The 25,632-nt window shown below is 70.0% G+C and carries 27 protein-coding genes; 14 read left to right on the top strand and 13 right to left on the bottom strand.

The features are described 5' to 3' along the window. Positions 1-17 precede the first annotated feature (17 nt). Together ABD655_RS12705 and ABD655_RS12700 are read left to right on the top strand one after the other, a co-directional pair. Positions 18-362 (top strand): DUF6804 family protein, encoded by a 345-nt coding sequence (locus tag ABD655_RS12705; protein WP_344714451.1) that lies wholly within the window; start codon positions 18-20, stop codon positions 360-362. 243 nt (positions 363-605) lie between these two features. Beyond that, positions 606-797: a hypothetical protein gene (locus ABD655_RS12700; RefSeq protein ID WP_344714449.1), complete on the top strand. Its 192-nt coding sequence runs from the start codon at positions 606-608 to the stop codon at positions 795-797. A gap of 57 nt (positions 798-854) precedes the next feature. Here ABD655_RS12700 and ABD655_RS12695 read toward each other — a convergent pair whose 3' ends face one another. Further along, on the bottom strand, positions 855-1,946 hold the full coding sequence (locus ABD655_RS12695) for an alpha/beta hydrolase (RefSeq protein ID WP_344714447.1): 1,092 nt from the start codon (positions 1,944-1,946) through the stop codon (positions 855-857). Between the two features lie 387 nt (positions 1,947-2,333). Between ABD655_RS12695 and ABD655_RS12690 the strand changes: the two genes are divergently transcribed. Further along, positions 2,334-2,531, top strand: coding sequence for a hypothetical protein (locus tag ABD655_RS12690; protein WP_344714445.1), 198 nt, complete (start codon positions 2,334-2,336; stop codon positions 2,529-2,531). A 41-nt stretch (positions 2,532-2,572) separates the two neighbouring features. On the opposite strand, the gene ABD655_RS12685 is transcribed toward ABD655_RS12690, so the two are convergent. The 3 genes from ABD655_RS12685 to ABD655_RS12675 are packed head-to-tail and all read right to left on the bottom strand — an operon-like array spanning position 2,573 to position 5,100. Then, a complete protein-coding gene (locus ABD655_RS12685) occupies positions 2,573-3,745 on the bottom strand; it encodes an epoxide hydrolase family protein (RefSeq protein ID WP_344714444.1) in 1,173 nt (390 codons plus the stop codon). Positions 3,746-3,754: 9 nt separating this feature from the next. Beyond that, a complete protein-coding gene (locus tag ABD655_RS12680) occupies positions 3,755-4,426 on the bottom strand; it encodes a DUF4166 domain-containing protein (RefSeq protein WP_344714443.1) in 672 nt (223 codons plus the stop codon). Then, the gene (locus ABD655_RS12675; RefSeq protein ID WP_344714441.1) at positions 4,423-5,100 is read right to left on the bottom strand and encodes a TetR/AcrR family transcriptional regulator; all 678 of its coding nucleotides are present in this window, start codon (positions 5,098-5,100) and stop codon (positions 4,423-4,425) included. Before ABD655_RS12675 ends, ABD655_RS12680 begins: the two co-directional genes overlap by 4 nt. Before the next feature lie 62 nt (positions 5,101-5,162). On the opposite strand from ABD655_RS12675, the gene ABD655_RS12670 reads away from it, so the two are divergent. After that, a complete protein-coding gene (locus tag ABD655_RS12670; RefSeq protein ID WP_344714439.1) occupies positions 5,163-6,143 on the top strand; it encodes an epimerase in 981 nt (326 codons plus the stop codon). Between the two features lie 44 nt (positions 6,144-6,187). Beyond that, a complete protein-coding gene (locus ABD655_RS12665; protein ID WP_344714438.1) occupies positions 6,188-6,775 on the top strand; it encodes a class I SAM-dependent methyltransferase in 588 nt (195 codons plus the stop codon). Positions 6,776-6,816: 41 nt separating this feature from the next. Here ABD655_RS12665 and ABD655_RS12660 read toward each other — a convergent pair whose 3' ends face one another. Then, positions 6,817-8,526, bottom strand: a complete 1,710-nt coding sequence (locus ABD655_RS12660) for an NAD(P)/FAD-dependent oxidoreductase (protein ID WP_344714437.1) — start codon at positions 8,524-8,526, stop codon at positions 6,817-6,819. A 163-nt stretch (positions 8,527-8,689) separates the two neighbouring features. Between ABD655_RS12660 and ABD655_RS12655 the strand changes: the two genes are divergently transcribed. The 3 genes from ABD655_RS12655 to ABD655_RS12645 are packed head-to-tail and all read left to right on the top strand — an operon-like array spanning position 8,690 to position 11,534. Next, the gene (locus ABD655_RS12655; RefSeq protein ID WP_344714435.1) at positions 8,690-9,841 is read left to right on the top strand and encodes an NAD(P) transhydrogenase subunit alpha; all 1,152 of its coding nucleotides are present in this window, start codon (positions 8,690-8,692) and stop codon (positions 9,839-9,841) included. Then, complete coding sequence (locus ABD655_RS12650; protein WP_344714433.1) at positions 9,841-10,158, top strand: NAD(P) transhydrogenase subunit alpha part 2; 318 nt, start codon at positions 9,841-9,843, stop codon at positions 10,156-10,158. The genes ABD655_RS12655 and ABD655_RS12650 overlap by 1 nt, the downstream gene beginning before the upstream one ends. Further along, complete coding sequence (locus ABD655_RS12645) at positions 10,155-11,534, top strand: NAD(P)(+) transhydrogenase (Re/Si-specific) subunit beta (RefSeq protein ID WP_344714431.1); 1,380 nt, start codon at positions 10,155-10,157, stop codon at positions 11,532-11,534. Before ABD655_RS12650 ends, ABD655_RS12645 begins: the two co-directional genes overlap by 4 nt. Here ABD655_RS12645 and ABD655_RS12640 read toward each other — a convergent pair. From ABD655_RS12640 to ABD655_RS12625, 4 genes are all read right to left on the bottom strand, one after another. Continuing rightward, complete coding sequence (locus ABD655_RS12640) at positions 11,497-12,402, bottom strand: carbohydrate kinase family protein (protein WP_344714429.1); 906 nt, start codon at positions 12,400-12,402, stop codon at positions 11,497-11,499. The genes ABD655_RS12645 and ABD655_RS12640 overlap by 38 nt on opposite strands. Continuing rightward, positions 12,399-13,307: a pseudouridine-5'-phosphate glycosidase gene (locus ABD655_RS12635; RefSeq protein ID WP_344714427.1), complete on the bottom strand. Its 909-nt coding sequence runs from the start codon at positions 13,305-13,307 to the stop codon at positions 12,399-12,401. The genes ABD655_RS12640 and ABD655_RS12635 overlap by 4 nt, the downstream gene beginning before the upstream one ends. A gap of 51 nt (positions 13,308-13,358) precedes the next feature. Then, the gene (locus tag ABD655_RS12630; protein ID WP_344714426.1) at positions 13,359-13,703 is read right to left on the bottom strand and encodes a histone-like nucleoid-structuring protein Lsr2; all 345 of its coding nucleotides are present in this window, start codon (positions 13,701-13,703) and stop codon (positions 13,359-13,361) included. A gap of 241 nt (positions 13,704-13,944) precedes the next feature. After that, positions 13,945-14,802 carry a helix-turn-helix transcriptional regulator gene (locus tag ABD655_RS12625; protein ID WP_344714423.1) on the bottom strand — a complete coding sequence of 286 codons (858 nt, stop codon included), beginning with the start codon at positions 14,800-14,802 and terminating at the stop codon, positions 13,945-13,947. A 114-nt stretch (positions 14,803-14,916) separates the two neighbouring features. Between ABD655_RS12625 and ABD655_RS12620 the strand changes: the two genes are divergently transcribed. Beyond that, positions 14,917-16,890, top strand: a complete 1,974-nt coding sequence (locus ABD655_RS12620; RefSeq protein ID WP_344714421.1) for an AMP-binding protein — start codon at positions 14,917-14,919, stop codon at positions 16,888-16,890. Positions 16,891-16,954: 64 nt separating this feature from the next. On the opposite strand, the gene ABD655_RS12615 is transcribed toward ABD655_RS12620, so the two are convergent. Next, the gene (locus tag ABD655_RS12615) at positions 16,955-17,479 is read right to left on the bottom strand and encodes a methylated-DNA--[protein]-cysteine S-methyltransferase (protein WP_344714420.1); all 525 of its coding nucleotides are present in this window, start codon (positions 17,477-17,479) and stop codon (positions 16,955-16,957) included. A 271-nt stretch (positions 17,480-17,750) separates the two neighbouring features. Between ABD655_RS12615 and ABD655_RS12610 the strand changes: the two genes are divergently transcribed. Continuing rightward, positions 17,751-21,371 carry an AAA family ATPase gene (locus ABD655_RS12610; protein ID WP_344715843.1) on the top strand — a complete coding sequence of 1,207 codons (3,621 nt, stop codon included), beginning with the start codon at positions 17,751-17,753 and terminating at the stop codon, positions 21,369-21,371. Further along, a complete protein-coding gene (locus ABD655_RS12605; RefSeq protein WP_344714418.1) occupies positions 21,358-21,543 on the top strand; it encodes a hypothetical protein in 186 nt (61 codons plus the stop codon). The genes ABD655_RS12610 and ABD655_RS12605 overlap by 14 nt, the downstream gene beginning before the upstream one ends. Positions 21,544-21,676: 133 nt before the next feature. On the opposite strand, the gene mscL is transcribed toward ABD655_RS12605, so the two are convergent. Genes mscL through ABD655_RS12590 form a run of 3 tightly spaced genes read right to left on the bottom strand, consistent with a single transcriptional unit; the run spans position 21,677 to position 23,051 of the window. Further along, positions 21,677-22,096 carry a large conductance mechanosensitive channel protein MscL gene (gene mscL / locus ABD655_RS12600; RefSeq protein ID WP_344715842.1) on the bottom strand — a complete coding sequence of 140 codons (420 nt, stop codon included), beginning with the start codon at positions 22,094-22,096 and terminating at the stop codon, positions 21,677-21,679. 34 nt (positions 22,097-22,130) lie between these two features. Next, the gene (locus tag ABD655_RS12595) at positions 22,131-22,436 is read right to left on the bottom strand and encodes an FmdB family zinc ribbon protein (protein ID WP_344714417.1); all 306 of its coding nucleotides are present in this window, start codon (positions 22,434-22,436) and stop codon (positions 22,131-22,133) included. An 18-nt stretch (positions 22,437-22,454) separates the two neighbouring features. Continuing rightward, the gene (locus tag ABD655_RS12590) at positions 22,455-23,051 is read right to left on the bottom strand and encodes a 5-formyltetrahydrofolate cyclo-ligase (RefSeq protein ID WP_344714415.1); all 597 of its coding nucleotides are present in this window, start codon (positions 23,049-23,051) and stop codon (positions 22,455-22,457) included. A 95-nt stretch (positions 23,052-23,146) separates the two neighbouring features. Here ABD655_RS12590 and galU point away from each other — a divergent pair, with 95 nt between their 5' ends. From galU to ABD655_RS12575, 3 genes are read left to right on the top strand one after another with little or no spacing between them, the layout of a single operon-like run. After that, positions 23,147-24,034, top strand: a complete 888-nt coding sequence (galU, locus tag ABD655_RS12585; protein WP_344714414.1) for a UTP--glucose-1-phosphate uridylyltransferase GalU — start codon at positions 23,147-23,149, stop codon at positions 24,032-24,034. 23 nt (positions 24,035-24,057) lie between these two features. Beyond that, positions 24,058-24,687, top strand: coding sequence for a GNAT family N-acetyltransferase (locus ABD655_RS12580; protein WP_344714412.1), 630 nt, complete (start codon positions 24,058-24,060; stop codon positions 24,685-24,687). A gap of 56 nt (positions 24,688-24,743) precedes the next feature. Beyond that, on the top strand, positions 24,744-25,631 hold the full coding sequence (locus ABD655_RS12575) for a large exoprotein (RefSeq protein ID WP_344714410.1): 888 nt from the start codon (positions 24,744-24,746) through the stop codon (positions 25,629-25,631). The last annotated feature ends 1 nt before the right edge of the window (position 25,632 follow it).

The raw sequence follows: 25,632 nt of genomic DNA, 5'->3' as shown, positions 1-25,632 counted from the left end.
GACGGACACGATCCCCTATGCCCCGACCGACACCGGCCGCTCCTGAGTTCCAGCGCAATGCGTTCGCACCCGGGATCCTTGCCGCCATCGCCTGTCTGGCGGGGATAGCCCTGGTGGGACACCCGTACTACCTCGCGGTCCTGTTCATCATCGCCATCCTCGCCGTCATCGTCGGGTGGTTCGCGATACAGGCTAGGCAATGGTGGTGGGCGCCGGTCATGCTCGCGATCGCCATCCTGTGGAACCCGTTCTACCCGTTCGGTTTCAGCGGGATGTGGTGGTCCGTCGCGCACATCGTCGCCGCCGCCGCCTTTCTCGCCGCCGGCGCAACCATCCGGATCCCGAGGACACCGACGCGATAAGCGGTCTGCGGGGGACACCGCGTGGTCGGGCCCTCCGTCGCGCGAGCCACGGCATCCGCCGGGCATGAAAAAGCCCCGACCGTTACCACGCGGCCGGGGCGAGACGGATGAGAAATCCGCCTATCACGTCAAGCATACCTCGGGATCCTGGACCGGGCGAACCGTGCCGCCGTCAACCCCGTTGTGCGACAGCCGCGCGCGGCGGAGTCTGGAGTGCGAACGGCGAATACCAGAGGAGAAGCGATGACGAGCGAATCACAGCCACAAGAACCCGAGAAGAGCGAGCACGTGCCTGCAGACGAGGATCTCGAGGAGCCGAGCACCGAGACGCCGCCCGGCGACGAACCCAAGGCGCACGATTCGGACGAGCCTGAACCGAGTCACGAAGCCGTCGGGATCGGCGTCATCGGCCGGCCACTGGTGGACCCCAAGTAGCGCGTCCCCCAACCCGACGGTCGCGCGCGGCCAGGCCCCGAGGCAAGATCGCGCGGATCAATCGTCGTGCAGCCGCGCCAACGCGGTGATGACGTCCTGATGCCAGCGGCGCGCGGCAGGCAGCGCCCCGGTGAAGATCGCCGTGTCATGAGTGACCCCGAGGTACTGGACCGCGCTGGCCTCGACACCGGCGGCACGCAGGCTGGCCGCGTACGCGGCGCCGTCACCGCGCAGCGGGTCGAACTCGGCGGTGAGGATCACGGCCTCGGGAAGACCCGCGTGCGAGGACGCCCGCAGCGGAGAGGCGAGCGGGTTGCGGGCATCGGAGCGCTGCGGCAGGTAGGTGCGGGCCACCGAACGCAGTTCGCGCCGGGCGATGACGCTCGGGATGCCGAGTGCCCGTGTGGCGCGCAGGTCCAGGTGACCGCCGGTGAGGTCCGTGACCGGAACCTCCAGCAGCTGAAGACGGATCGGCAGGCGCGTCCGGTCGCGGTTGGCCAGGGTCAGTGCCGCCGCGAGGGATCCTCCGGCCGACGTTCCGGCGACCCCGATGCGATCCGGATCGATCCCGAGTTCGGCGGCGTTCCGATGCAGCCACACCAGCGCGGCGTGCGCCTGCTCTATCTGCGTCGGAAACCGGTGCTCGGGGGCGAGGGCGTAGTCGACGGCAGCCATCGCGACGCCCGCCTCCGCCGCGCGACGGCGGTTGGCGGCATCCGTCGTCGGGTAGTCGATTCCGCCGATACGGAACGCTCCACCGAAGAAGGCGAGCCACGCGGGAATCGGCCCGGCGCCGGCCGCATCGGGATAGTAGATGCGCACGCGCACCGACGGATGACCGGCGACCGGCACCTCGTGCTCGACGGTGCGGACGTCGGGGCCCCGCGTGCCGACCGTCTCGAGTTCTCTGCGATCCCACGCCACCGCGGCCCGGCGGTGTCGCGCCCGCGCCGTGCGGACGTCAGAGCGAGCCCGAGGTGGGCGTTGTGCGGTCGCGTTCGCGGTCGCTCCCGTGGCCGCCGCGACGGCGCCTCCCCAGAGCAGGGCCTGCCAACCGGCAACGCGGGTGCGGAGCGTTCCGAGGAACTGGCCGATCAGGTAGCGGCGATGCACCCGCAGCCGTTCGGAGAAGAACGGGTCCAAGGGCATCGTGGACTCCTCGAGCGTCGGGGTTCGATTCTATCGAGCGGGCCACGATCGCGGTCCGCAACAACGGTCGTCGAGGATGCGCACGCGCCGGGAATGCGGCGCTGACACTCCTGCGAGGAGCGCGTCGACGGAGGTGAGGGATGCCGCCCCCCGCGCGGGCCGCACTGCGGCTCGCCGCGCAGGGGTTGGTTTTACCCCGGGGGCGTTCTGCCCCCCGACGACGCCCCCGGAGGATCCCAAGGTAACCCGCGCTTCCGGTGCGACCACAAACGGGTCCGGGGGGTTGACTCGCACTGCGAACTCCGATACTTCGGACGGAATGGACGGGGTTCCGATCACCCGGGATCTGAGTAATGTCGCAGTCGGAGGGCGACAGAAGGGAACAGGATGACCGAGCCCACGACATCCCCAACCGATGACCTGCACGGCACGGCCGACGAACGAGTGGCACAGCTCGCACGATGGGACGCCGGCGGCCCGTTGCCTGCGGAGTGGCTGCGCCGCCAGCTGGATGCGGCGCTCGCGGCGTGGGCCGACGATGAGACCACACTCGACATCGAGAAGGAAGCGCACACCGACTTCTGACGTGCGCGCCCTCGCGGAGAGTAGTTCCGCCGGGCCGCGGGTCAGCCGCGCAGCGCTGAGCGGTACGGGCGGAAGAAGTCGCGCAGCTCCTGGACGTACAGTTTGGGCTGCTCGAACGGCGCGAAGTGTCCACCGCGGTCGGGCTCCGTGGCGCGCGCCAGATTCGTCATCCGCTCCAGCCATGCGCGAGGGGGGCGGACGATGTCCGCCGGGAAGATCGAGAATCCGGAGGGCACCTCGACGCGGCGCGACAGCTGCTCCGCAGAGATCGACGCGTTGGTGTGGTACATCCGCATCGCCGAGCCGATGTTGCCGTTCACCCAGTACTGGGTCAGCAGGGTCAGGATCTCGTCCTTCGTGAAGCAGCGTTCGATCTCGCCGCCGCAGTCGCTCCAGCTGCGCAGTTTCTCGACGATCCACGCCGCGAGGCCGACAGGTGAGTCGATGAGCCCGAACGCGGCCGTCTGCGGTTTGGTCCGGTGCATCGCCGCATACGCGCCCTCCGCGCCGGCCCATTTCGCGGCGTCGTCCAGCCAGTCCCGCTCCTCGGCCGTCAGCACCGAACGATCGCCCGCGAAGAACGGAAGCCCGGCATCCATGCGGTGAACCGCGATGACACGATCCGGGTGATCCAGGGCCAGGAACCGGCTCACACCGCTGCCGATGTCACCTCCTGCCGTCACGAACTGCTCGTAGCCGAGGAGGGTCATCAGCTCGGCCCACCGGCCGGCGACATCGATGGAGGTGAGGGGCTGCGTCGGTCGCTCGGAGTACCCGTAGCCCGGCATGTCCGGCACGATCACGTCGAAGGCATCGGCCGGGTCTCCGCCGTGCGCGGCGGGGTCGGTGAGCAGGGGGATGACCTTGAGGTAGCGCCAGAACGAGTCCGGCCAGCCGTGGGCCAGCAGCAGCGGCAGCACCGGGTTGCTGCGGTCCGCCGCGCGCGCATGCACGAGGTGGACGCCGGACCCGCCGAGCTGCACGCGGAAATGCGGCAGTCGCCCGATCGCGGTCTCTTGCGCGTCCCAGTCGAATTCCTCGACCCAGTACGCCACCAGCTCGCGCAGATAGGCGAGGTCGGTGCCCAGCGACCACGCGTCGCCCTCGGCCGCGTCGGGCCAGCGCGTCGCCCGGAGCCTTGTGCGCAGGTCTTCGATCACTGCGGGATCAGCGCGCAGATCGAATCGTTCCAGGCCATATTCCTGTTCCACCATCAGAGCAGGCTAACCCGACGGCCCGACCCCGGATCGCTCATCCATGGGATGCCGGGGCGTGCGCGCCCGCTCCTGGCGGTACGTGAACGAGCCGGAGTATCGGAAGACCTCGCCGAGCAGGGGAGCGCGGATTCGGGCATCGATCTGCTGTCGCCCCGCTTCCGTAGGATGCGCGCGTTCGTCGAGCGTCATGATCGCGATCCTCGGCAGTCGCACCCGGAGCCCGGCGATACGGAGGCGCAGCGTTCCGGACTCCATTCGCAGCCCGCCATCACGAACGGATACACCAAGGGTGACCTCGAGCCCGCCGCGACGTCCCAGGCGATCGACCAGCTGCCCGCCGACCACGGTCATCGAGTCCGCCATGACACGAGTCCGGCGGGCGAAGAAGAAGGTGCGAACGGCGGTCAGCGTGCGATCGGAGCCGTATGAGTTGACGACGGTGAAGGGAACGGCGCTCTCATGCTCGGGAAAGATGATGTGTCGCCACGCCATCCAGGCGAACGCCGGCGTGAGGATCCGTCGACGGGATCCGGCGAACTCGAACACGCCGTGTCCGACACCGACCATCCCGTGCGGCAGGGGTCCGAAGTACGTCCGCAGCGAAGGGTCCAGCAGCGCGAACCGGTCGCCGAGCACCCGCTGGTAGACCGACAGGGCGCTCGCCGAATGCGCCGTCATGCGCGCACGTCCGCCACGACCGCGAGCAGTTCGCGCAACGGTGCACGCAGCACGGGCACGCGCGTCAGCGGCAAGGCTGCCCGGAGGAGCTTCAGCCCGCGCTGCAGCAGCTTCTCGGTCCGTGCCTGCCCGGGGGTGGGGTCGTACACCCAGAAGAGTGCGAGAAGAAGGTGCGCGAGAACGAGCGCGCGGGGGAGCGTGGCCCTGAACTCCTTGCGCAACGAGGTCGAGGCACCGTCGACGGCGCGCGTGAAGAGGCCCTCGACGATCGCCAACGCGGGGCCCGAGTCTTCGGAGAGGGGGTTGATGGGCGAGCGCGGTGACATCGCCGCCGAAACGAACTCCGGTGCGCGAGCGTGGTACGGCCGGAGTTGCGCGATTCCGGTCCGGTACACCGCACCCAGGCGTTCGACGAGATCGTCCGTCACCTCCAGAAGCGGTTCCGCCGCCGCGCGGTGCGCGAGCTGCACGTCGAGATAGAGCTCCTGGACCAGGTGGTTCTTGGTGGGGAAGTGGTAGTGGGTGGTGCCGACCGAGACCCCGGCCTCCTCCGCGATGAGGCGGATCGTCGTGGCGTCGTAACCGCGTTCGCGGAAGGACCGCAACGCCACCTCGCGGATCCTCGCTCGGGTGCGATCGCGCTTGCCGCCGACGATCTTCGCAGAACTGAACATATTCAGAACGTACTACGGTTGAGCTGTGCGCAGGGGCGGGTCCCCTGTCGAATGGAGGATTCATGCCGGAGTCACCGATCGCCGTCATCGCCGGAGCCAGCGGCTTCATCGGGCGGGCGCTCGTCGCCGCGTTCGAGACAGACGGCTACGAGGTGCGCACCATCGGACGCCGATCGGCCGTCTCGTGGGCCGATCCGGCGCGGATCGCCGAGGTCATCGACGGCTCCGACGTGCTCGTCAACCTGGCAGGCAAGTCGGTCAACTGCCGCTACAACGATGCGAATCGCACCGAGATCCTGCGGTCTCGGGTGGAAACGACGCGCGCGCTGCACGCCGCGGTGACCGCGGCGCAGCACCCGCCGGCCGTGTGGCTCAACGCGTCGACGGCGACGATCTACCGGCACGCGATGCGCCGCCCGAACACCGAGAGCGACGGAGCGCTGGGTGACGGATTCTCGGTGGATGTCGCCACGAACTGGGAGCGGGCGTTCTTCGAGGGTGACCTCCCGCGCACCCGTCGGGCTGCGCTGCGCATGGCCATCGTGCTGGGGGACGGGCCGGCCGCGAGGACGCTCGTCACCCTCGCCCGGCTGGGGCTCGGAGGGCCGCAGATCGACAGCTGGTGGCCGGCGACCCGGCGCTATCGCGGCATCGGACCGACTCCGACGGGCGCCGGTCGTGTGGACTGGCACCGCACGCGGGGACGCCAGAAGTTCAGCTGGGTGCACATCGACGACGTCGTGGGTGCCGTCCGCTTCATCCTCGACCATGAGGAGCTCGCCGGGCCGGTCAACGTCGCCAGTCCGCACCCGAGCGACAATCGCACCCTCATGCGCGAATTGCGCCGGTCCGTCGGCATGCCGGTAGGGCTGCCCGCGTATCGCTGGATGCTGGAACCGGCGATGTGGGCACTCAGAACCGAACCCGAGCTCGTCGTCAAGAGCCGGTGGGTGCTGCCCGAGCGGCTCAGCGCAGCGGGATACGTGTTCGCGCAACCCGACCTTCGGGGCGCGGTGCGCTCATTGGTCCCGGTTGCCGGCTGAGCCCTACCGCCCCGGGCCCCGGCATCCGATCATGGGTGTCATGAGTGAACAGCAGACGATCGTCCGGATGTGGCGAGGAGCGGTCCGCACACAGGATCGGGACGCGTACGTCGCGTACATCGAAGGCGTCGGCCGAGCACCTTCCGCTCGCCGCCGAGCGGTACGACCTGGTGACGGCCCAGCTGGTGGTGCACTTCATGACCGATCCGCTCGCCGGCGTCGGCGAGATGCGCCGGGTCGCCCGGCCGGGTGGGGTGATCGCCGTGAGCGTGTGGGATTTCGCGGGAGCCCGAGCACCTCAGTCGGCGTTCTTCGGCGCGCTGCGTGCGGTCGTGCCGGATGCCGATGACGAAGTCGATCGGGCCGGCGCCCGTCGCGGCGAGCTCTCCGGCCTGCTGGAGCAGGCGGGATGCCGGGACATCGAGCAGACAGAACTCACCGTCACGGTCACCTCGCCCACGTTCGAGGACTGGTGGGAGCCGTACACGCTGGGAGTGGGGCCGGCGGGCGTGCAGCTCACGGCGCTGACCACGGATCGCCGGCAGGCGGTGCGAGATCGCTGTCGCGCGCGACTGGGCAGCGGCCCGATTCGCACGACCGCGACCGCGTGGGCGGCGAAGGGACTCCGTTGAGCGGCCCCTCGCGCCGGAGGGGCCCGCACTGAGCGGCCTGCTCAGCCGCCGACGTGAGCGCCCAGATGCGCGTGCACGGCGGAGATCACCACGGACCCCTCACCCACGGCCGACGCGACCCGCTTGACCGAACCCCGTCGCACATCGCCGACGGCATAGAAGCCGGGTACCGACGATTCGAACTGCGTGGGCGCGCCCTCGGCGCCGAGCCAGGCGCGCCGGCCACCCTCGCTGAGCACCTCCGTGCCGGTGATCACCGATCCCCACTTGTCGCGCAGCACCTCGGGGGCCAGCCACTCGGTGTGCGGACGCGCGCCGATCGTGATGAACACCGCATCGGCGGGCACCTCGAGGCGCTCCCCGGACTCGGCGCGCTCGAGCACAACGTGATCGAGCCGGTCCGCCTCGTGCGCGCCGGCATCGACGACACGGGTGCCGGTGATGAGGCCGACGCCCGCGGCATCCAGCTGGTCGATGAGATAGCGCGACATGCTCTCGGCGAGCGAGGGCCCGCGCACCACGAGCGAGACCGACCGCGCATAGCGGGCGAGGTGCAGCGCCGCCTGCCCGGCGGAGTTGCCCCCGCCGACCACGAGCACCGCACACCCCGCCTGCGCGCGGGCCTCGACGGATGAGGCGCCGTAGAACACCGAGGCTCCGACGAACGGCCGCAACCCCGGCGCCGCGAGGCGACGGTAGCTGACTCCCGACGACAGGACCACCGAACGGGCGTGGACGAGCTCACCCCCGTCGACCTGGAGCTCGAAGCCCCGCTCCGCCACCTTCATTCCCACCACGCGGCGGGTGTGCGCGAAGCGGGCGCCGAAGGTCCAGGCCTGCTGATACGCGCGCTGCGCGAGCTCCGTGCCGGACACCCCGCGCGAGAACCCGAGGTAGTTGCGGATGAGGGAGCTGGACCCGGCCTGCCCTCCGATCGACGCGGCTTCCAGCACTACGGTCTCCAGCCCCTCGGATGCCGCGTACACCGCCGCGGCCAGCCCGCCCGGCCCGGCGCCGACGATGGCGACGTCGGTGATGCCCTCGGGCAGGGAGGTGTCCAGGCCGTACGAGCGCACCAGCGCCGCGTCGGTGGGATCGGTCAGCACGACGCCGTCCGCCGTGCGCACGAGCGGGACGCCCTCGTAGTCGATCTCCGCATCCGCGAGCAGGGCCATCGCCTCGGGCGAGCCGGGATCGAGGTGCTCGGCGTGAATGCCGCCGCGCTCCATGAGCGTGTGCAGCTCGTGGGTCCGCGGCTGCGCCTGGTCGCCCACGATCGTGAACCCCCGCCGCCGCTGCCCGCTGGAGAACTCCCACTCGTGCAGAAAGTCGGTGACCGCACGGTGGAACGACTCATCCGCCCTGTCCATCGGCCGCACGACGTAGTAGTCGATCTGCACACGCGACATGAGTTCGAGCACCGCCGCGGTCGTGTCGTGGTTCGCCCACGAGCCCCACTCGATGACCAGCCCGCGCCGGACGTTGGGGAAGGTCCGCCGTGCGGCGGCGAAGACGTTCTCGTGGCCTTCGGCGGGCGAGGCGTCATCGGAGAGCACCAGCGCCAGATCGCCGCCGGATGAGTGAAGCTCCTCGATCGCCGCAACGGCGCGGTCCACGGTGTCGGCGTCCAGAATGCGGTAGTCGAGTGCGTAGCGACGGTTCAGCGGATCCACGACAGCGCGGCGGAGCCGGTCATCCGCCGACACGACCAGGATCGCGGGCGAGCTCTGCGTCGCCTTGTCAGCGTTCATCCCTGCGCTCCTTCTCCGCGCCCTCCACGCGATTTCTCCGCGTTCCGCGCCCGTGTTCCTGCGCGAAGCCTACGCCGGGTGTTCCGCGACGCGCGGGGCGATTTTCGCCCGCTACGATTCGGGAAGAGGCCTCGACGCCGCCGTCGGGCCGGAGTGGAAATCAGTGACGATTCACGTGCGGGTACGCGCTGAGAGCGCACCGGGAGAGAAGCGCGTCGCCGCGACGCCGGACAGTGTCAAGAAGCTGCTCGCCGCGGGCGCCTCGGTCCAGATCGAGTCGGGCGCCGGTCTCGGGTCTTTGATGACGGATGCCGCGTACGAGGCGGCCGGTGCCCGCGTCGTGCGCAGGGGCGCGGAGGTCGAACCGGGCTCCGTGCTGTTCCACGTCCGCCCGCTCACCGTGGACGAGACGGCCGCGCTTCCTGCCGGGACCGTGACGGTCGGGATGCTGGACCCGTTCCAGAACGCGGCCGCGGTGGCGGCCGCCCGCGACGCGCGGGTGACCTCGTTCGCACTGGACCTGATGCCCCGGATCTCGCGGGCGCAGTCGATGGATGTGCTCTCGTCGCAGGCGCTGCTGGCCGGCTATCGGCTCGTGACGCTCGCCGCCGACGCGTTCGGCCGGATGTTCGGCATGACGATGACCGCGGCGGGAACGCTCGCACCGGCCCGCGTGCTGGTGCTGGGCGCCGGCGTCGCGGGACTTCAGGCGATCGCCACGGCGAAGCGGCTCGGCGGGGTCGTGTCGGCCAACGACGTGCGCGCGGCATCCGCCGATGAGGTCCGCTCGGTCGGCGGCACATTCATCGACCTCGATCTCGGCACGGCCGAGGCCGGCGGGGGCTACGCGAAGGAGCTCGCCGAGGATCGGGCGCGGCGCCAGCAGGAACTGCTCGCACCGCACATCGCGGCATCCGACATCGTTCTGACCACCGCCGCGGTCCCGGGCCGGGCGGCCCCGCGGCTGGTGACCGCCGCGATGGTCGCGGCGATGAAGCCCGGTTCCGTGCTCGTGGACCTCGCGGCCGAGTCCGGCGGCAACGTCGAAGGATCGGTGGCCGGGGAGCGGCGCACCATCGCGGTGCCCGGGGGAGCGGTCACGCTCATCGGCGCGCGCGACATCCAGTCCGACCTCGCGCCGGACGCCTCCAAGCTCTACGCGATGAACTGCGCGAACTTCGCCGCGTTACTCATGAAAGAAGGAGACCTGGTGCTCGACTTCGATGACGAACTCGTCTCGGGAAGCGCCGTCACCCATGACGGTGCCGTGGTCAACGAACGGGTGGCCGCCGTCGTCGAGGGGGTGCGCGCCTGATGGACGGCTTCGCCCTCATCACGATCACGATCCTCGCGATCTTCCTCGGCTTCGAGGTCGTCTCGAAGGTCTCGAGCACCCTGCACACGCCGCTGATGTCGGAGGCGAATGCGATCCATGGCATCATCCTGCTCGGCGCCATTCTGGTGGCCGGGCAGGCCGAGGATGCTCTCGCCCTGACGCTGTCGATCCTCGCCGTGCTGCTGGCCACGATCAACGTCGTCGGCGGATTCGTCGTCACCGATCGCATGCTGCTGATGTTCCGGGCCAAGCCCCGAGCGGCGGCGCCGAGCGCGAAGGCGGAGGTCGACGCATGAAGCTCCTGCCCCCCGAGGTCGTGACCGTCTGCTACATCATCGCCGCGGTGCTGTTCATCCTCGCGCTGAAGGGCCTGAGCAATCCGCGCACGGCGCGCCGGGCGAACCTGCTCGGCGCGGCCGGAGCCGCACTGGCGATTCTCGCGTTCGGCCTCAGCGTCGAGCTCCGCAACCTCGGCTGGATCCTCGGTGCCATCGCGGTCGGCTCCGTGATCGCCGTGATCGCGGCACGTCGGGTGCAGATGACGCAGATGCCTCAGCTGGTCGCGGCGTTCAACGGCGTCGGCGGCGGGGCTGCCGCCCTGGTCGCGCTCGTCGAGATCGCGCACAGCGAGAGCCCCTGGACCCTCGGTGTGGTGGCGGTCACGGTGCTCATCGGCGGCGTCTCGCTGACCGGCTCGTTCGTGACCTTCGGCAAGCTGCAGGGGATCGTCACCACCCGCGCGGTCACCTTTCCCGGATTGCGCGTGCTCATGGTGGTACTGGTGCTCGCCGCGATCGCCGCGGCGGTCGCGCTCGTCGCCACCGGCGATGTGGTCTTCGCCTATCTGCTCCTGGCCGCGGGTCTGATCCTCGGTGTGCTTCTGGTTCTTCCCATCGGCGGCGCGGACGTTCCCATCGTCATCTCGCTGCTGAACGCCTTCACGGGACTCGCCGTCGCGGCATCCGGTCTGGTCCTGTCGAACGTCCTGCTCCTGATCGCCGGCACGCTCGTCGGCGCGAGCGGCACGATCCTGACCATGGCGATGGCGAAGGCCATGGGGCGCACGGTCACCGGCATCGTGTTCGGCGCGTTCCGTGCGCACGTGGCCGGCAGTGCTGCGGCGTCCGCGTCGGACCGCGCGGTCCGGACGATGGGGGCCGACGACGTCGCGATTCTGCTCGACTACGCGCAACGCGTGGTCATCGTGCCCGGGTACGGCCTCGCCGTCGCCGGCGCCCACCACGCGGCGGCCGAGCTTGCCGAGCTTCTGCGCGACCGGGGAGTGGACGTCGTGTTCGGCATCCACCCGGTCGCGGGCCGGATGCCGGGACACATGAACGTGCTCCTGGCTGAGGCGAACGTGCCCTACGACGCGCTGGTGGAGATGGACGAGGTCAACCCGCGATTCAAGACCACGGATCTCGTGCTGGTGATCGGCGCCAACGACGTGGTGAACCCCGCCGCGAAGACCTCACCCGGTTCGCCCATCTACGGGATGCCGATCCTCAACGTCGCCGAGGCACAGCAGGTGATCTTCTTGAAGCGGTCGTTGAACCCCGGATTCGCGGGCATCGAGAACGAGCTGTTCTTCGATCCCAAGGTCTCGATCGTCCTCGGCGACGCGAAGCAGACGCTCACCAAGGTGCTGGCGGCGGTGAAGACGACGGCCTGAGTCGGGTCCGGACGGGGCGGCCGCCGACGACTCCGACGGCGCGCGCGGCCACTTCGGTGCCGGCGCGCGCCGCGGCCACCGCATCCCCGTCCTGCGCCCAGCGGGTCAGGAATCCTGCGCAGAACGCGTCGCCGGCTCCGGTGGGATCCACGGCGCGGGGCGCGGGCACCGCCGGGACGTGCGTGCCGTCGACGAGGACCCCTTCAGCGCCGCGCGTGAGGACGAGCGTCGGCGCGTCCGTGCGCCCCGCAGCCGCAGCAGCCTGCATCGCGTCCGCGAGCGCCGCCCCTTCGGCGCGACTGGCGATCACCACGTCGGCGCCGGCGATGACCTCCCCGAACCGCGCCGCACCGAGCGCGTCGATGTACGCGACCGACCCGGGGCTCACCGACACGGTCGCGCCCGCCCGCTTGGCGCGCCGCACGAAGCGCGCGAACGCCGATCCGTCCGATGCCGCCAGCGAGTGCCCGGTGAGGTGCACGTGCCCGCGGATGAGGGTGTCGGGGATCGCGTCGAAGTCCAGATCCGCGTTCGCGCCACGGTCCGTCAGCATCGACCGCTCCTGACCCTGCACGAGCACCACGATCGCACCGGTGGCAGCGTGCACGCCCTGCAGGTGCACCTCGACGCCGGGCAGGAGCGCGCTGTGACGTTCGACGTCGGCGGCGTTCACGGCGCCGACGAAGACGACCGGGGCACCGAGTTCGGCCAACCATGCCGCGGTGTTGGCCGCGGATCCTCCGGCGACCCGGCGGATCGCGCTGGGCGTGTCGGTGTCGCTGCGGATCGGACCGGCTGGGATCACGACGGTGTCGTCGATGACATCGCCGACGACCAGGATGCCGTCACGGGCGAAGCGCGCGCTCACGCGCCCGCGGCCCACGCCGTGGCGATCTCGCCGGCCACCCGTACGTTGTTGCGGGCGAGGTCGAGGTTGACCTCCAGGCTCCGGCCCGCCGACAGTTCCACGATCCGCAGAAGCAGGAACGGCGTGACCGCCTTGCCGGTCACCCGCGCCGCATCCGCATCCGCGAAAGCCTGCGACAGCACGCGATCGTGCTCCTCGGCATCCCACGCCTGATCGGCCGGCACCGGGTTGGCGACCACGATTCCCTGGCGATTGCCCAGTGCATCCTGCGCCCGCATGAGCGCGGCGACATCGGTCGCGGCATCCACCGACCAGTCCAGCGTGAACGCGCTCTCGCGGACCCAGAAGCGCGGGAACGTTGTCGTGCCGAAGCCCACGACCGGGATGCTCAGCGTCTCGAGACGTTCGAGTGTCGCCCCGATATCCAGCACCGACTTCACCCCCGCGCTGACGACTGTGATCGGCGTACTGGCGAGCGTCGTGAGATCGGCCGACTCGTCGAAGGTGTCGGACGCCCCGCGGTGGACACCGCCGAGACCGCCGGTTGCGAAGACCCGGATGCCGACGAGGGATGCGAGGTGCGAGGTGGCCGCGACCGTCGTAGCAGCGCTGGATCCGCGCGCCTGGACGATCGGCAGGTCTCGCACGCTGGCCTTGGCCAGATCCTCGTCGGCGATGCGCCGGAGGCCCTCGTCGTCCAGGCCGATGCGGGGGACGCCGTCCAGGATCGCGATCGTCGCCGGCGTCACGCCGGCGCCGCGCAGCATGCTCTCGAACTCTCGGGCGGCGTCGAGGTTGCGCGGACGTGGCAGACCGTGGGCGATGATCGTGGACTCCAGCGCCACGATCGGCGAACCTGCGGCCAGCGCGGCGGCGACTTCTTCGGAGACAGCAAGAGCGGGCATGCGATCATCCTGGCATCGCACGTCGGTGCGGTGCGGTAGGGTCCGACCGCCTCAGTGCGCTGCTTCGTAGGCTTCGATGATGGCTGCCGGAACCCGGCCGCGCTCGGACACCTGGAAGCCGTTGTCCTTCGCCCATGCGCGGATCGCGCTGTAGTCCTGCTGCCCGGGCCGGCGGCGCCCACGGGGCTCGGACGAGCCTCTGCGCGACGAGGAGATGGAGCGTGCGGCGGCGACGTACGGAGCCACCGCGTTGCGCAGCGCGGCGGCGTTTTCGACCGTGAGGTCTATCTCGTACGCGACCCCGTCGATCGAGAAGAGGACGGTTTCGCCCTCACCGACTTCAAGGAGGGTTCCGTCCAGGTCATCAACGAGCTGGTGGACAATTCTTCGGGCCATGAATGCACAATACGCGCAGTTGAGCGAATGCACTATCGGCAGTCCCGCGCGACTATCCGGGAAGGCATTGCCTTGCTAATGCGAATCGCGGGGGCGGATTCCTCTGATCAGATGCGAATTCGCCGATGGTCGACCAGAAGCCGCCGCGCCGGGGAACTTGTCGAATTCAGGCTGCCTGAATAGTGCCGTGCGGAACCCGTCGATACGCGACCATTGCGCCGGTGAAATCCACTGGCTGCCACTACGGCAGGATGCCGGCACGCCGTGCTTTGGCAACGGCGGCGTGGCGGGTGGAGGCCTCCAGCTTGCCCATCGCCGACTGCAGATACGACTTCACGGTGCCCTCTTTGAGAGCCAGGCCGGACGCGATCTCGGCATTCGTGGCGCCCAACGCGACGCGGGAAAGGACGTCGATCTCGCGGGGCGACAACGCGATCCCGTATTCGGGGATTCGCCCGCCGTCTTCGTTCGATATCGCGGCGATGTGTCTTTCCAGATTCTCGAGGCGCCCGCGCACCTGCATATCCGTCACGACCGAAGCAATGCTGCGCAGTTCGGCGTAGCTTTCGCGCAACTCTTCTCGGGTGGCCGCATCGAGGCCCGGGACGTGGGCGGTTCGCGGAACGAGCGCCAAGCGCCTTTCGACCTCATCGCGGATCCGCAATTCACTGCCGAGCGCGTCCGCCACCGCGAAAGCCGGACGCGCGATCATGTCGCCGACGGGAACTTCAGACCAGGTGCCGCAGTACAGGACTCCCCGCGCCGTGCCGGCGACCAGAACGGGGATGGCGAACAGCGTCGCAATGCCCTCACCGAGGACGGCACGGTCGTAGTCGTGGGTGATGTTGCGCGAGGTCCGGTAGTCCAGAGCCAGCCGCGGGCGCTTCTCGACCAGAGCCCGACCGCCGAGGCCCCGCGTGGCATGCACCACGAGCCCCTGCAGGCTGCGGGTGCGCGTTCCCACCGTCGCGGTGACCACGATGGCGCCATCCCGCTCGAGCCCGCCGAACGCGACCGGAAACGCGGTCTGCCTCGCGAGATCGGCGACCGCGCGCGCGACCAGTTCGGTATCGCTTTCGGTGCCGGTTCGCGCGGCCACGCATACCTACTTCCGGGGGTGACGCTGTGCTTGCCGCATTCGTAGCGTCGACGATACCACCGCGGCGAAGCGAGGTCGGCAGCCGCTGGGACAGCTTTCAAAGGAGAAACGCCCATGGTCGGATACACCTCGGAGTGGCGTCGGAGTCTGGACGACCCGCCCGCGTTCTGGATCGATGCGGCATCCGCCGTCGATTGGACCGTCCCGCCGCAGCGCGCCCTCGACGAGAGGGACGGCGGCTGGACCTGGTATCCCGACGCCTCCCTCAACATGAGTGTGAACTGCCTCGACCGCCATGTGGATGCCGGCCGGGGACAGGCCATCGCGCTGCGCTATCACTCCGCGATGACGGGAACGCGCAAGGACTACACGTACCGTCAGCTCCGCGATCGCGCCGCCCGGTTCGCGGGTGCGCTGCGAGACCTGGGCGTCGGGCGAGGCGACCGCGTCCTGCTCTACTTGCCGATGACCCCCGAAGCGGTCATCGCCATGCTCGCGTGTGCACGGCTGGGCGCGATCCACTCGGTCGTCTTCGGCGGCTTCGCTGCGACCGAGCTCGCCGTGCGCATCTCGGACGCTCGGCCCTCGGTGATCGTGACGGCGTCCGGAGGACTGGAGCCGGGGCGCATCGTCGAGTACCTCCCCATCATCCGCAAGGCTCTGGACGCCGTGCCGGGGATCGTGCGGAGCGTGGTCGTGCGCGACCGTGCCTCTGTTCCCGGATCAGCGTCCGACCTCGAGGGGTCCACGGAGGGCGTGGGCTGGTTCGATTGGGATGCGCTCGTGGCGGCCGCGACGCCCGCGGCGGCGGTGGGTGTCGCCTCGTCCGACCCTCTCTACGTCCTGTACACGTCGGGCACGACGGGCAGCCCGAAAGGAATCGTGCGGGACACCGGCGGCTACGCGGTGGCGCTCGCGTGGGCGATGCGCAACATCTACGACATCGGCCCCGACGACACCATGTTCACGGCGTCCGACGTCGGCTGGGTCGTCGGGCACTCCTTCATCGTCTACGGACCGCTGCTGGCCGGCGCGACGACCGTCCTGTTCGAGGGCAAGCCCGTCGGCACGCCCGATGCGGGCGAGTTCTGGCGGGTCGTGCAGGACTACGGCGTCAAGGCGATGTTCACCGCGCCGACCGCTCTGCGGGCCATCCGACGTGTCGACCCCGATCTGGACGAGGTGCCCGAGGGCGCACTGCGGACGCTGAAGACGCTGTTCCTGGCCGGTGAACGGCTCGACCCCGAGACGTGGCACTGGGCGAACAACGGCCTCGGGGTGCCGGTCGTGGACCACTGGTGGCAGACCGAGACGGGCTGGCCGATCTGCGCCAACCCGGTCGGGCGCGAGGTGCTCCCGGCCAAGGCGGGGTCCACCGCTGTGCCGATGCCCGGATACGACGTCCGCATCCTGGACTCCAAGGGCCGCGACGTCACCGGCACGAACGCCGGCGCCTCGAGTCCGGAGGGGAACATCGCCCTGCGCCTGCCGCTGCCGCCCGGCACCCTGACGGGTGTGTGGGGGAGCCCGGACCGGTTCCGTGAGGCCTACCTCACTGCGTTCCCGGGCTTTTATGCGACGGGCGACGCGGGCTACATCGACGAGGACGGGTACGTCTTCGTGATGGGCCGCACCGACGACGTCATCAACGTCGCCGGGCACCGGCTCTCCACGGGTTCTCTGGAAGAGGTGCTGACCCTTCACCGCGCCGTCGCCGAGTGCGCGGTGATCGGTGTCCACGACGAGCTGAAGGGCCAGCGCGCCGCGGGGTTCGTCACCCTCAAGGCGCACGAGGACATCGACCATGACCGGCTCGAAGCCGAACTGGTCGCTCTGGTGCGCGAGCACATCGGGCCGGTGGCGGCGTTCCGCGACGTCACGATCCTCGAACGGATCCCGAAGACGCGCTCCGGCAAGATCCTGCGCAAGACCATGCGCCAGATCGTCGACGGTGAACCGTACAAGATCCCCGCGACCATCGAGGACCCCACCGTCCTCGACGCCCTGGCCGTTGCGGTCCGTCGCGTCGCCGAGGTGGATTCCCGCCCGCTGACCGGCTTGGGCGCGGACAGGGCCACTCGCCACTAGTCGGCGTCGGAAAGTGCGCGGCCCCGGGGCGGGGGATCCCCGGGACCGCGCGGCCGCGAGCGGCCTACTCGCTCGCGGCCCGCTCCAGATCCAGCAGGAACGCCTTGACCTCGGGATGACCGCCGTACTCACCGATCGAACCGTCGGCGCGCACCACCCGATGCACCGGCACGATGATCGAGAAGGGCGTCGTCGCGCACGCGGTGCCGACCGCGCGGGCCGCACGCGGGCTGCCCGCATGCGCGGCGACCTCGCCGTACCCGGCTGTTTCGCCGTACGGAATCTCGCGCACTGCCTCGAGCGCGGCGCGGGTGAACCCGCGGACGAGTCGCCAGTCGAGCGTGAGGTCGAACTCGCGGCGCCCCCGCGAGAAATATTCGTCGAGCTGACGGCCCGCGTCGTGCGCGGCGGGGTCATCGTCGACGCGGTCGAGGGGGGAGCGCAGCGCGCGCGTGAGACGCTCCAGTTCCTGTTCCACCGGGCCGCGCAAGGGGTGGAGGGTCACGATCCCTTCGTCGGTCGTCACGGTCAGGACATCGCCGATGGGAGTGGGGTGCATGGTGAAGCGGGGGTGCGGCGCGGCGGTCATGGGACCATCCTGGCGCGGGCTCGAGGAACCGCCTGCATGCGGCCCCGCGTTGGGGACGAGAAGCGCCGATCCGGGCCTGGGGAGGAATCGCAGATCAGGTGGCGTGTCGCCAATCCGGCGAAACTCGGGGAGGCTGCTCAAGGCAGCGGCCGAGGGCGCTTAGTGTGGCCGTGTGTGGCGAGCAGAAGGCAGCGCCGTTATCGGCGCAGAGGATGACGCTCCCTTGGTGACCCCGGGCGATCTCGGTCTGTCCGAACCGGGAGTGACGGTCATGCACGTCGCCGAGCCTGAGCGAGATCGCCTGCGCGCGATGGCCGCAGACCTCGGAGGTCCCTCGACACTGCTGCACTTCGACGATGCGAACAGCGGCGGCATCGAGATCACCAAGGCACATCCGGGCAGCCTTCCGCAGTTCATCACCGGTCGGTCCACCCTGCTGTCCAACCTGTTCCGCGATGAGGTGGCCTTGCGCAACGCGCGCCTGGCCGCGGAGCGGATCACCGCCAAGAATGTCGAGCTGCGCACCGCCCGCGGCATCGAGCCGGTACACCTGGCCGTGGGCCTCGCTTCCTGGCGGATCGGCGGACTCGACTGCAGGGCGCCCGTGCTGCTTCGGCCGATCGCCATCCGTCGACACCACTCGGACTTCGAACTGAAGCTGCACGGCTCGTTCACGGTCAACCCCGAGTTCGTCCGCGCCGCGCGCACGCACTTCGGCATCGAGCTCGACGGCGTGGCCCTGGCCACCCTGGCGCACGAGGACGGTGTCTTCAAGCCGCAGCCCGTGATCGACCACCTGCGCGCGCTCACCGCCTCGATCGAATCCTTCACCGTCCACCCGCGTCTGGTCGTCTCGACGTTCGCGGATGTCGGCGCCGCAATGGCACGGGATGCCGTCAACCTGGACCATCCGGTCCTCAACGCGCTCGCCGGCCACCACGAGGACCGCAAGACCGTCTCGGTGCGCAGGCCCGCGCCGGTCGTGCCGAGTCCGGACGAGCGCGCACCGGCGTCGGACACGCTGCTGCTCGACGCGGATGGCGAGCAGGAAGGCGTGCTCGCGCGGATCGCGGCCGGGCAGTCGCTCGCCGTCCACACCCTGCCGGGCACCGGCGGCACGCAGACGATCATCAACGCCGTCGGGTCGCTCGTACGAGACGGCAAGCGTGTTCTCGTCGTGAGCGCACGCCGCTCCACCCTGGACGGCGTCCGACACCGCCTGACCGGCATCGGCCTGCAGGGACTCGCGGTGTCCCCGCGCAACGTGCAGCGAGACCTCATCCGCGCGATCGGACGCAACGAGAAGGCCGCCCAGCCCAAGGTCGGCGAGATCGACGACGCGCTGGTGAGGCTGCGGGGCGTCCTGCGCGACTACCGCAGCGCCGTCACCACGCCGCACTCGGCGCTCGGCGTCTCGGTCCTGGACGTGCTCCGTCGTCTCGCCGAGCTCGCCGGTTCCACGCCCACCCCGACCGCCGAGGCTCGTTTCGACATCGACGTCCTGACCAGGCTGGCGCCCGCGCGCAAGAAGGCCGCAGCGGCGCTCGCCGCAGCCGCGCGCCTCGGCGAGTTCCGCTTCGGCCCCGGGGACTCCCCGTGGTACGGGGTCTCGTTCGCCACGACCGGCGCGGCACGCTCCGCCCATGCTCTTGCCGGCAGGCTCCACCGTCAGGACGTCCCGAACCTTCTCGAACGCGGCTACGAACTGATCGCGCAGACCCGCATGCGGCCCTTCCAGACCATCACGGAGCTGGGCGCGTACCTGCGGGTTCTGCAAGGCATCCGCGATTCGCTGGATCGGTTCAGTCCGACCGTCTTCGAACGCCCCCTCGGCGAACTCATCCAAGCCCACGGCCCGCGCCGCGACGCCCCCTCGCTGACCGGCGCCCAGCGCCGACGGCTGCGCCGGCTGTCGCGGGAGTACGTGCGACCCGGTGTGCACATCGCCGACATGCACGAGGCACTGGTCCGCGTGCAGCAGCAGCGCACCGAGTGGCAGCGGTTCGTGGACGCCGGCGTCATCCCCGCGGTCCCGCTGGGGCTCTCGGACGTCCAGGTCGCGTGGCAGCGCGTCGAGGCGGACCTGGCCGAACTCGACGGAATCGTCGGCCGGGGCGGCGCCGATCGTCTCGCCTCACTCCCGGTCGCACGCCTCGTTCGCACGCTGGCAGGCCTCGCCGCCGACTCGGACGTGTTCGACAACCTCGTCGAACGCGCCACGCTGCGCTCGCAGCTCGCGGCGCTCGGACTCGAGAGCCTGCTCGCCGAGCTGTCGGTGCGGCACGTCCCCGAAGACGCGGTCGGCACCGAGCTGGAATATGCCTGGTGGCAGTCCGCGCTCGAGCACCTGCTGCGCAGCGACCGCGCGCTCCTGGGCGCCAACACCGCGGTCGTGGACCGGCTCGAGCGCGACTTCCGGCTGGTGGATGAGGCGCACGCCGCGGCATCCGGCCCCCTACTGGCCGCTCAGCTCGCAACGCAGTGGCGCATCGGGATCGTGGACGAAGCCGCCGAGGCGGCAGCGCTGAAGAGGGCGCTCAAGGACGTGCGGACGACCCCCGCCGACCTGGCAGCGGCCGCTCCGGTGCTGCTGCGGACGCTGGCGCCGGTGTGGCTGGCCTCACCGTACGAGGTGCCGCAGATCCCGGACACGCTCGGATTCGACGTCGTCATCATCGCGGATGCCGCAGCCTTGAGCCTCGCGGAGGCCGTGCCGGCACTGCGGCGTGCGCAGCAGGTGGTCGTCTTCGGCGACCCGGTGACCCAGAAGCCCACGCCGTTCCGCCTCTCGTCGGGCATTCCGGAAGCCACTGATCCGGTCCGCGCGCCCTTCGACGAGACGAGCGTGTTCGAACGTCTGGCCGAGCTGTTCCCGGTCGAGACGCTCACCCACAGCTACCGTGCGGGTGGCGAGGACCTGGCGGAGCTGGTCAACGACGCGTTCTACGGCGGCGAGCTCGTCTCGCTGCCCTGGGCCGGGTCGTATCTCGGGCGCGGCAGCCTGAGCGTCGATTACGTGGAAGGCGGAACGGGCGCGCCGGACCCGGTGAGCGGAGCGGTGGAGAGTCCCGACGCGGAGGTGGCGCGCGTCGTGACGCTCGTCGTCGAGCACGCGGTCAACCGCGGGAACGAATCGCTCATGGTCGTGACCGCCAGTGCGAAGCACGCCGAGCGGGTGCGCGCAGCGGTCGAGGCGGCCTTCGCAGGGCGCTCGGATGTCGCGGACTTCGTCGCACGGGACACCGCCGAGCCCCTCGCCGTGCTGACCCTCGAGGAGTCGGTGGCCGAGAGTCGTGACCGCGTGATCTTCTCCCTCGGATTCGGGCTCACCAAGCACGGCCGGGTCCTGAGCGACTTCGGCGATCTGTCGACTCCCGACGGCGAGCGCCTGCTCACTGTCGGGATGACGCGGGCGCGCCGCTCGATGGTGATCGTGTCGTCCATCCGTCCATCGGCTTTCGATGACGGCCGGCTCGAGCACGGTGCGGCGACTCTGATGAGCATCCTCGGCGGCATCGCCTCGCGCGCCCGCCAGGCACGCCTCGAGGACCTCGCCGACCCACTGACGCTGGCGCTGGCGCGTGAGCTGCGCCGGCTGGGCGTCTCGGTCGACGTGCACTACCGCGGGCTGCTGCCGCTGGTGGCGCAGTTCGACGGTCGCGCGGTGGTCGCCGAGAGCGACCCCGAGACCATCGGCGAGTCACTGCGCGAATCGCTGCGGCTGCGGCCGCAGATTCTGCGCCGCCTCGGCTGGCACTACGTGCGCGTGCACTCGTTCGACCTGTACAGCGACCCGGCGGCCGTGGCCGTGCGGATCGCGGCGATGCTCGGCGTGCCGCCGGAATCGTCCACGGCCGATACCGAGACGCAGCCGATCGATGTCATCGAATAAGCGCCAGCGGATCGAGCGGGTGCCGGGCGCCCGCCGCGCCAAGCTCACGGCCGCGCCGGGTACATCCGCGGAGCCCGCGGTGACGGATGCCGAGCCCTCGGCATCCGATTCTCCTACCGCCGCCGGCCCGAACGACGAACGCCTGCGGCGGGACGTTCCGCCGCACTATTGACGCGCCGGCGCCGTATCGAGATCTCACCGGCTGCTCTTCCCGTTGACCGCGAAACAGGATAGACGCCGCGAGACCGAGTGCGACGGCACCTGTCTCGCGGCGTCTATCCGGTCTCGCGGTGCGGGCCGGGCGCTCAGCGACCGGCTGCGGGGTCTCGCTGCAGCAGGTCGCGGATCTGCACGAGCAGTTCAGCCTCGGTGGGCAGCGGCTCGTCGCCCTCGACCACACCCGCCTTGGCGGCGGCACGCTCCTTCGCGTGGTTCATGGGCATGACGAAGACGAAGTAGACCACGAGCGCGACGGCGAGGAAGTTGATGATCGCGCCGAGGATCGCACCGAAGGAGAACGTCGTGGTCCCACCGAGGAGAGTGGGGACGGTCACCTGCAGCGCGGTGTCGAGACTGTCGGCCGCGAAGAACAGGCCGATGAGGGGATTTATGAGGGCCGCCACCAGCACGTTCACAATCGCTGTGAACGCTGCGCCGATGACCACCGCGACGGCGAGATCGATGACGTTTCCCCGGAGGATGAATTCCTTGAATCCCTGGATCACGTGAACCACCTGACCTATCTCCGGCCGAAGCCGACTATGTTCCTGACGGTGCAGGAGAGGTTTTCGCCTCTGGTTTTGATGATGCCCCAGACGTCGAGGAGGCACCAGCGGTGGACGGAACCGAGCTCGATGAGCTAGACGATTCGGAGCTCTTCTTCTCGGCTGCCCGGGAGTCGGTGCGGTAGAAGCCGGAACCGTTGAAGGTCACCCCGATCGATCCGTACTCCTTGCGGAGGGTTCCCGCGCACACGGGGCATTCGGTGAGGGTGGGTTCGGCGAAGGACTGCACGGCATCGAAGCGGTGTCCGCATTCTTTGCAGGCATAGGCATAGGTAGGCATGGGGGTGCTTTCGGACGATCAGGGCCGGGCAGGCGCGAGGATGAGGGTCTGAGTAGGTGTCACGACGCCGGTCACCGGCTGGTCGTGCAGGTCGCTGGGAACCTCGTCGAGAAGCTCGGAGTCGTAGATGACCGCATAGACGGGCGGGCATCCCTCCATCGAGCCGAGTGTCTTGTCGAAGAAGCCGCGGCCCCACCCCAGGCGCATGCCGTTGCGGTCGACGGCTGCGGCGGGAATCACGAGCACGTCGACGTCGTTGACCGCGATCGGACCGAGCAGCTCGCCCACCGGCTCGGGCAGACCGAACATGCCCTCGGCGATGTCGAAGTCTGGGTGCGCGACCGACCAGTCGAGCAGACCGTCGGTTCGTGTCACGGGCAGGAGCACGCGGATGCCGCGGCGGACGGCCGCGTCGACGAACTCCCGCGTTCCGGGCTCGGTGGGAATCGACAGGAAGCACGACATCGACCGGACACCGAGCGAATCCACGAGCGTGTCGAGCTGCTCGCGGATGCCTGTGGCGGCAGCGTCCCGGGCCGTCTGAGAGAGCAGTTGGCGCCGCTCACGCAGCTCGGCTCGCAGCGCGCGCTTGGCAGTTGCGATGTCGTCGTGCATGGGTCGATTCTAGGCGCGATTATCATGCAGCCCGGCCGAGGGCAAGAGCGACGCCGTCGGCACAGGGACCGTGACGCCGTCAGTAGAGTTGTCCCATGCCCCCCAAGCCCATGAAGGCCGTGATTCCTGCAGCCGGCCTCGGCACCCGGTTCCTGCCCGCCACCAAAGCCATGCCCAAGGAGATGCTCCCGGTCGTGGACAAACCCGCGATCCAGTACGTGGTCGAAGAGGCGGCGCAGGCGGGCATCAACGACATCCTGGTGATCATCGGGCGCAACAAGAACGCGATCTCGAACCACTTCGACTCGGTTCCGGAGCTCGAGGTGAAGCTGCGCGACAAGGGCGATGCGGATCGGCTCAAGCGCGTGATGGACTCCAGCGACCTGGCCGACATCCACTTCGTCCGCCAGGGCGAGCCGCGAGGCCTCGGGCATGCCGTCTCCCGCGCCCGCGCGCACGTCGGCGAGTCGCCGTTCGCGGTGATGCTGGGCGACGACCTGATCGATGAGCGCGATGCGCTTCTGACCACGATGATCGCGCAGCACGAGCGGAACGGCGCGACCATCATCGCCCTGATGGAAGTCGATCCCGCCCAGATCCACATGTACGGGGCCGCGGCCGTCGAGGCGACCGACGATCCGGACATCGTGCGCGTCACCGGTCTCGTCGAGAAGCCCAAGCGCGAAGACGCGCCCTCGAACCTCGCCATCATCGGCCGCTACGTGCTGACTCCCGCGATCTTCGACATCCTCGACCGCACTGAACCCGGCAAGGGCGGCGAGATCCAACTGACCGACGCGCTCCAGGAACTCGCCACGGATGCCGCGGGACCCGGCGTGTACGGCGTCGTATTCCGCGGACGTCGGTACGACACCGGCGATAGGGTGGACTACATCAAGGCCATCGTGCAACTCGCCGCGGATCGTGAGGATCTCGGACCCGAGCTGCGTCCCTGGTTCAAAGAGTTCGCGGCGACCCTGTAGCGCCGCAGGTTCGAGGGGGTGTCGTGGATCTGACGGCTCCTCTTCGCCATGGGAACGTGGGCATCCGCCTCGTCCGTCCTCGCGACGCGCGCATCCTGCAGCACGAGCTGCTGTCCAATCGGGCGTGGCTGCAGCCGTGGGAGGCGACGAGCCCCGACGGTCCGGTGTCGTTCGACATGCGCACCGGTGTCCGGCGGCTGCTGCAGCAGTACCGCGACGGCACCGGCATCCCGTTCGTCATGGAGGATGACGGGGAACTCGCCGGTCAGCTGAACGTGTGGGGCATCGCCCGCGGGTCGCTCGCGTCGGCCACCATCGGCTACTGGGTCAGCGAACGATTCGCCGGGCGCGGCATCACCACCACGTCCGTGGCGCTGGCAACCGACCTGTGCTTCTCGGAGATGCGGCTGCACCGGATGGAGATCTGCATCCGTCCCGAGAACGTTGCCAGCCTGCGCGTGGTCGAGAAGCTCGGCTTCCGGTACGAGGGGCTGCGGCGCCGGTTCATCCACATCGACGGTGATTGGCGGGACCACTACGCGTTCGCCCTCACCCGCGAGGACGTGCCCGAAGGCGTTCTGCAGCGCTGGGTGCAGGGACGTGCGCCGCGCGACGCCGCCACCGTGCCGCCCGCCGATCGTTCGCGGGCCTGACACGACACGCCGCAGGATGCCGGGGCGAGGGCACCGCGTCGCCTACCGTTGACCGCATGGGTGGGCAGGTACTTGGCGGGGGAGTAATCGTGCTCGTCGCCGTGCTCCTGTGGATGGTCTACCTGCTGCCGTCGTGGCACAGTCGCCGCCAGTTCGACGCGGCGGAGCGCAACGCCGTCCGCCTCAATCAGGCGCTGCGCGTGCTTGCGGAGACGAGCGAGGCGCCGCATGAGGTTCAGCTCGAGTTGAATGCGCGCACGGCGCTGGCCCAGCAGCGGCTTGCCCGCCGAGTAGTCGCCGAGCGCGAGCACACCGCCCTCGAGCAGGCGCGCATGGATCTCGCTCAGGCGCGCGACGAACGTGCCGCAGCGCGCTCCCGGCCGACCGCTCGTCGCGCGCGAGCCCGTCGCCGAACGCGCCTGGCGCTGACCGTTCTCGGACTCGGCGCCGTCGGCGTCGCCGTGTGGGGCGGGTGGCAGGTCGTGATGAGCGGCTCGCAGCTGGTGCTGTGGACGGGGGTCGGCGTCGCGACGATGTCTGGACTGCTGCTCGGACGCATGACCCGGGTCGGGGCGCGCTCTGTGGAGCGGGTCGCGATCGAGGACGCATCGGCTCGCGTGCCGCGCGTCGTCCAGGACGTCGAACTCACCGCCAGCCGCAGCACGGGATGGGCGCCCCGTGAGCTGCCGCGACCCCTCACCGTCTCAGCGGGATCCCGTGCGGCCGCGGTGCTGGACGCCGCTGCGGCCCGCGAGGCCCTCCGCCAGGCCGCGGTCGAAGAGGCCGGCCGCCAGCGCGCCGCCGACCGCCGTCCGCCGTCGATCGCGGCGGCCCGCGCGGCACGGCAGGGCGCCGAGGCATCTCCGTACGCGGCGATGGGCAGGGTCGACGACGCCGAGATCGAAGCCCACGTCCGCCGGCTGCTCGCCAGCCGCGCCGGCTGAG

The sequence above is a fragment of the Microbacterium terregens genome, from assembly GCF_039534975.1.
GTDB classification, from domain to species: Bacteria; Actinomycetota; Actinomycetes; order Actinomycetales; family Microbacteriaceae; genus Microbacterium; species Microbacterium terregens.
The sequence above is the reverse complement of the archived record's forward strand: the minus strand, read 5'-3'. Positions and strand labels throughout refer to the sequence as shown.

Coding starts and splice junctions, on each gene's coding strand:
- ABD655_RS12595 (WP_344714417.1), bottom strand. CDS start 22,436: ATGCCTACCTATGCCTATGCCTGCAAAGAATGCGGACACCGCTTCGAT.
- ABD655_RS12670 (WP_344714439.1), top strand. CDS start 5,163: ATGCCGGAGTCACCGATCGCCGTCATCGCCGGAGCCAGCGGCTTCATC.
- ABD655_RS12675 (WP_344714441.1), bottom strand. CDS start 5,100: ATGTTCAGTTCTGCGAAGATCGTCGGCGGCAAGCGCGATCGCACCCGA.
- ABD655_RS12630 (WP_344714426.1), bottom strand. CDS start 13,703: ATGGCCCGAAGAATTGTCCACCAGCTCGTTGATGACCTGGACGGAACC.
- ABD655_RS12610 (WP_344715843.1), top strand. CDS start 17,751: ATGCACGTCGCCGAGCCTGAGCGAGATCGCCTGCGCGCGATGGCCGCA.
- ABD655_RS12690 (WP_344714445.1), top strand. CDS start 2,334: ATGACCGAGCCCACGACATCCCCAACCGATGACCTGCACGGCACGGCC.
- ABD655_RS12575 (WP_344714410.1), top strand. CDS start 24,744: ATGGGTGGGCAGGTACTTGGCGGGGGAGTAATCGTGCTCGTCGCCGTG.
- ABD655_RS12680 (WP_344714443.1), bottom strand. CDS start 4,426: ATGACGGCGCATTCGGCGAGCGCCCTGTCGGTCTACCAGCGGGTGCTC.
- ABD655_RS12645 (WP_344714431.1), top strand. CDS start 10,155: ATGAAGCTCCTGCCCCCCGAGGTCGTGACCGTCTGCTACATCATCGCC.
- ABD655_RS12705 (WP_344714451.1), top strand. CDS start 18: ATGCCCCGACCGACACCGGCCGCTCCTGAGTTCCAGCGCAATGCGTTC.
- galU (WP_344714414.1), top strand. CDS start 23,147: ATGCCCCCCAAGCCCATGAAGGCCGTGATTCCTGCAGCCGGCCTCGGC.
- ABD655_RS12620 (WP_344714421.1), top strand. CDS start 14,917: ATGGTCGGATACACCTCGGAGTGGCGTCGGAGTCTGGACGACCCGCCC.
- ABD655_RS12700 (WP_344714449.1), top strand. CDS start 606: ATGACGAGCGAATCACAGCCACAAGAACCCGAGAAGAGCGAGCACGTG.
- ABD655_RS12695 (WP_344714447.1), bottom strand. CDS start 1,946: ATGCCCTTGGACCCGTTCTTCTCCGAACGGCTGCGGGTGCATCGCCGC.
- ABD655_RS12615 (WP_344714420.1), bottom strand. CDS start 17,479: ATGACCGCCGCGCCGCACCCCCGCTTCACCATGCACCCCACTCCCATC.
- ABD655_RS12605 (WP_344714418.1), top strand. CDS start 21,358: ATGTCATCGAATAAGCGCCAGCGGATCGAGCGGGTGCCGGGCGCCCGC.
- ABD655_RS12590 (WP_344714415.1), bottom strand. CDS start 23,051: ATGCACGACGACATCGCAACTGCCAAGCGCGCGCTGCGAGCCGAGCTG.
- ABD655_RS12685 (WP_344714444.1), bottom strand. CDS start 3,745: ATGGTGGAACAGGAATATGGCCTGGAACGATTCGATCTGCGCGCTGAT.
- ABD655_RS12650 (WP_344714433.1), top strand. CDS start 9,841: ATGGACGGCTTCGCCCTCATCACGATCACGATCCTCGCGATCTTCCTC.
- ABD655_RS12660 (WP_344714437.1), bottom strand. CDS start 8,526: ATGAACGCTGACAAGGCGACGCAGAGCTCGCCCGCGATCCTGGTCGTG.
- ABD655_RS12635 (WP_344714427.1), bottom strand. CDS start 13,307: ATGCCCGCTCTTGCTGTCTCCGAAGAAGTCGCCGCCGCGCTGGCCGCA.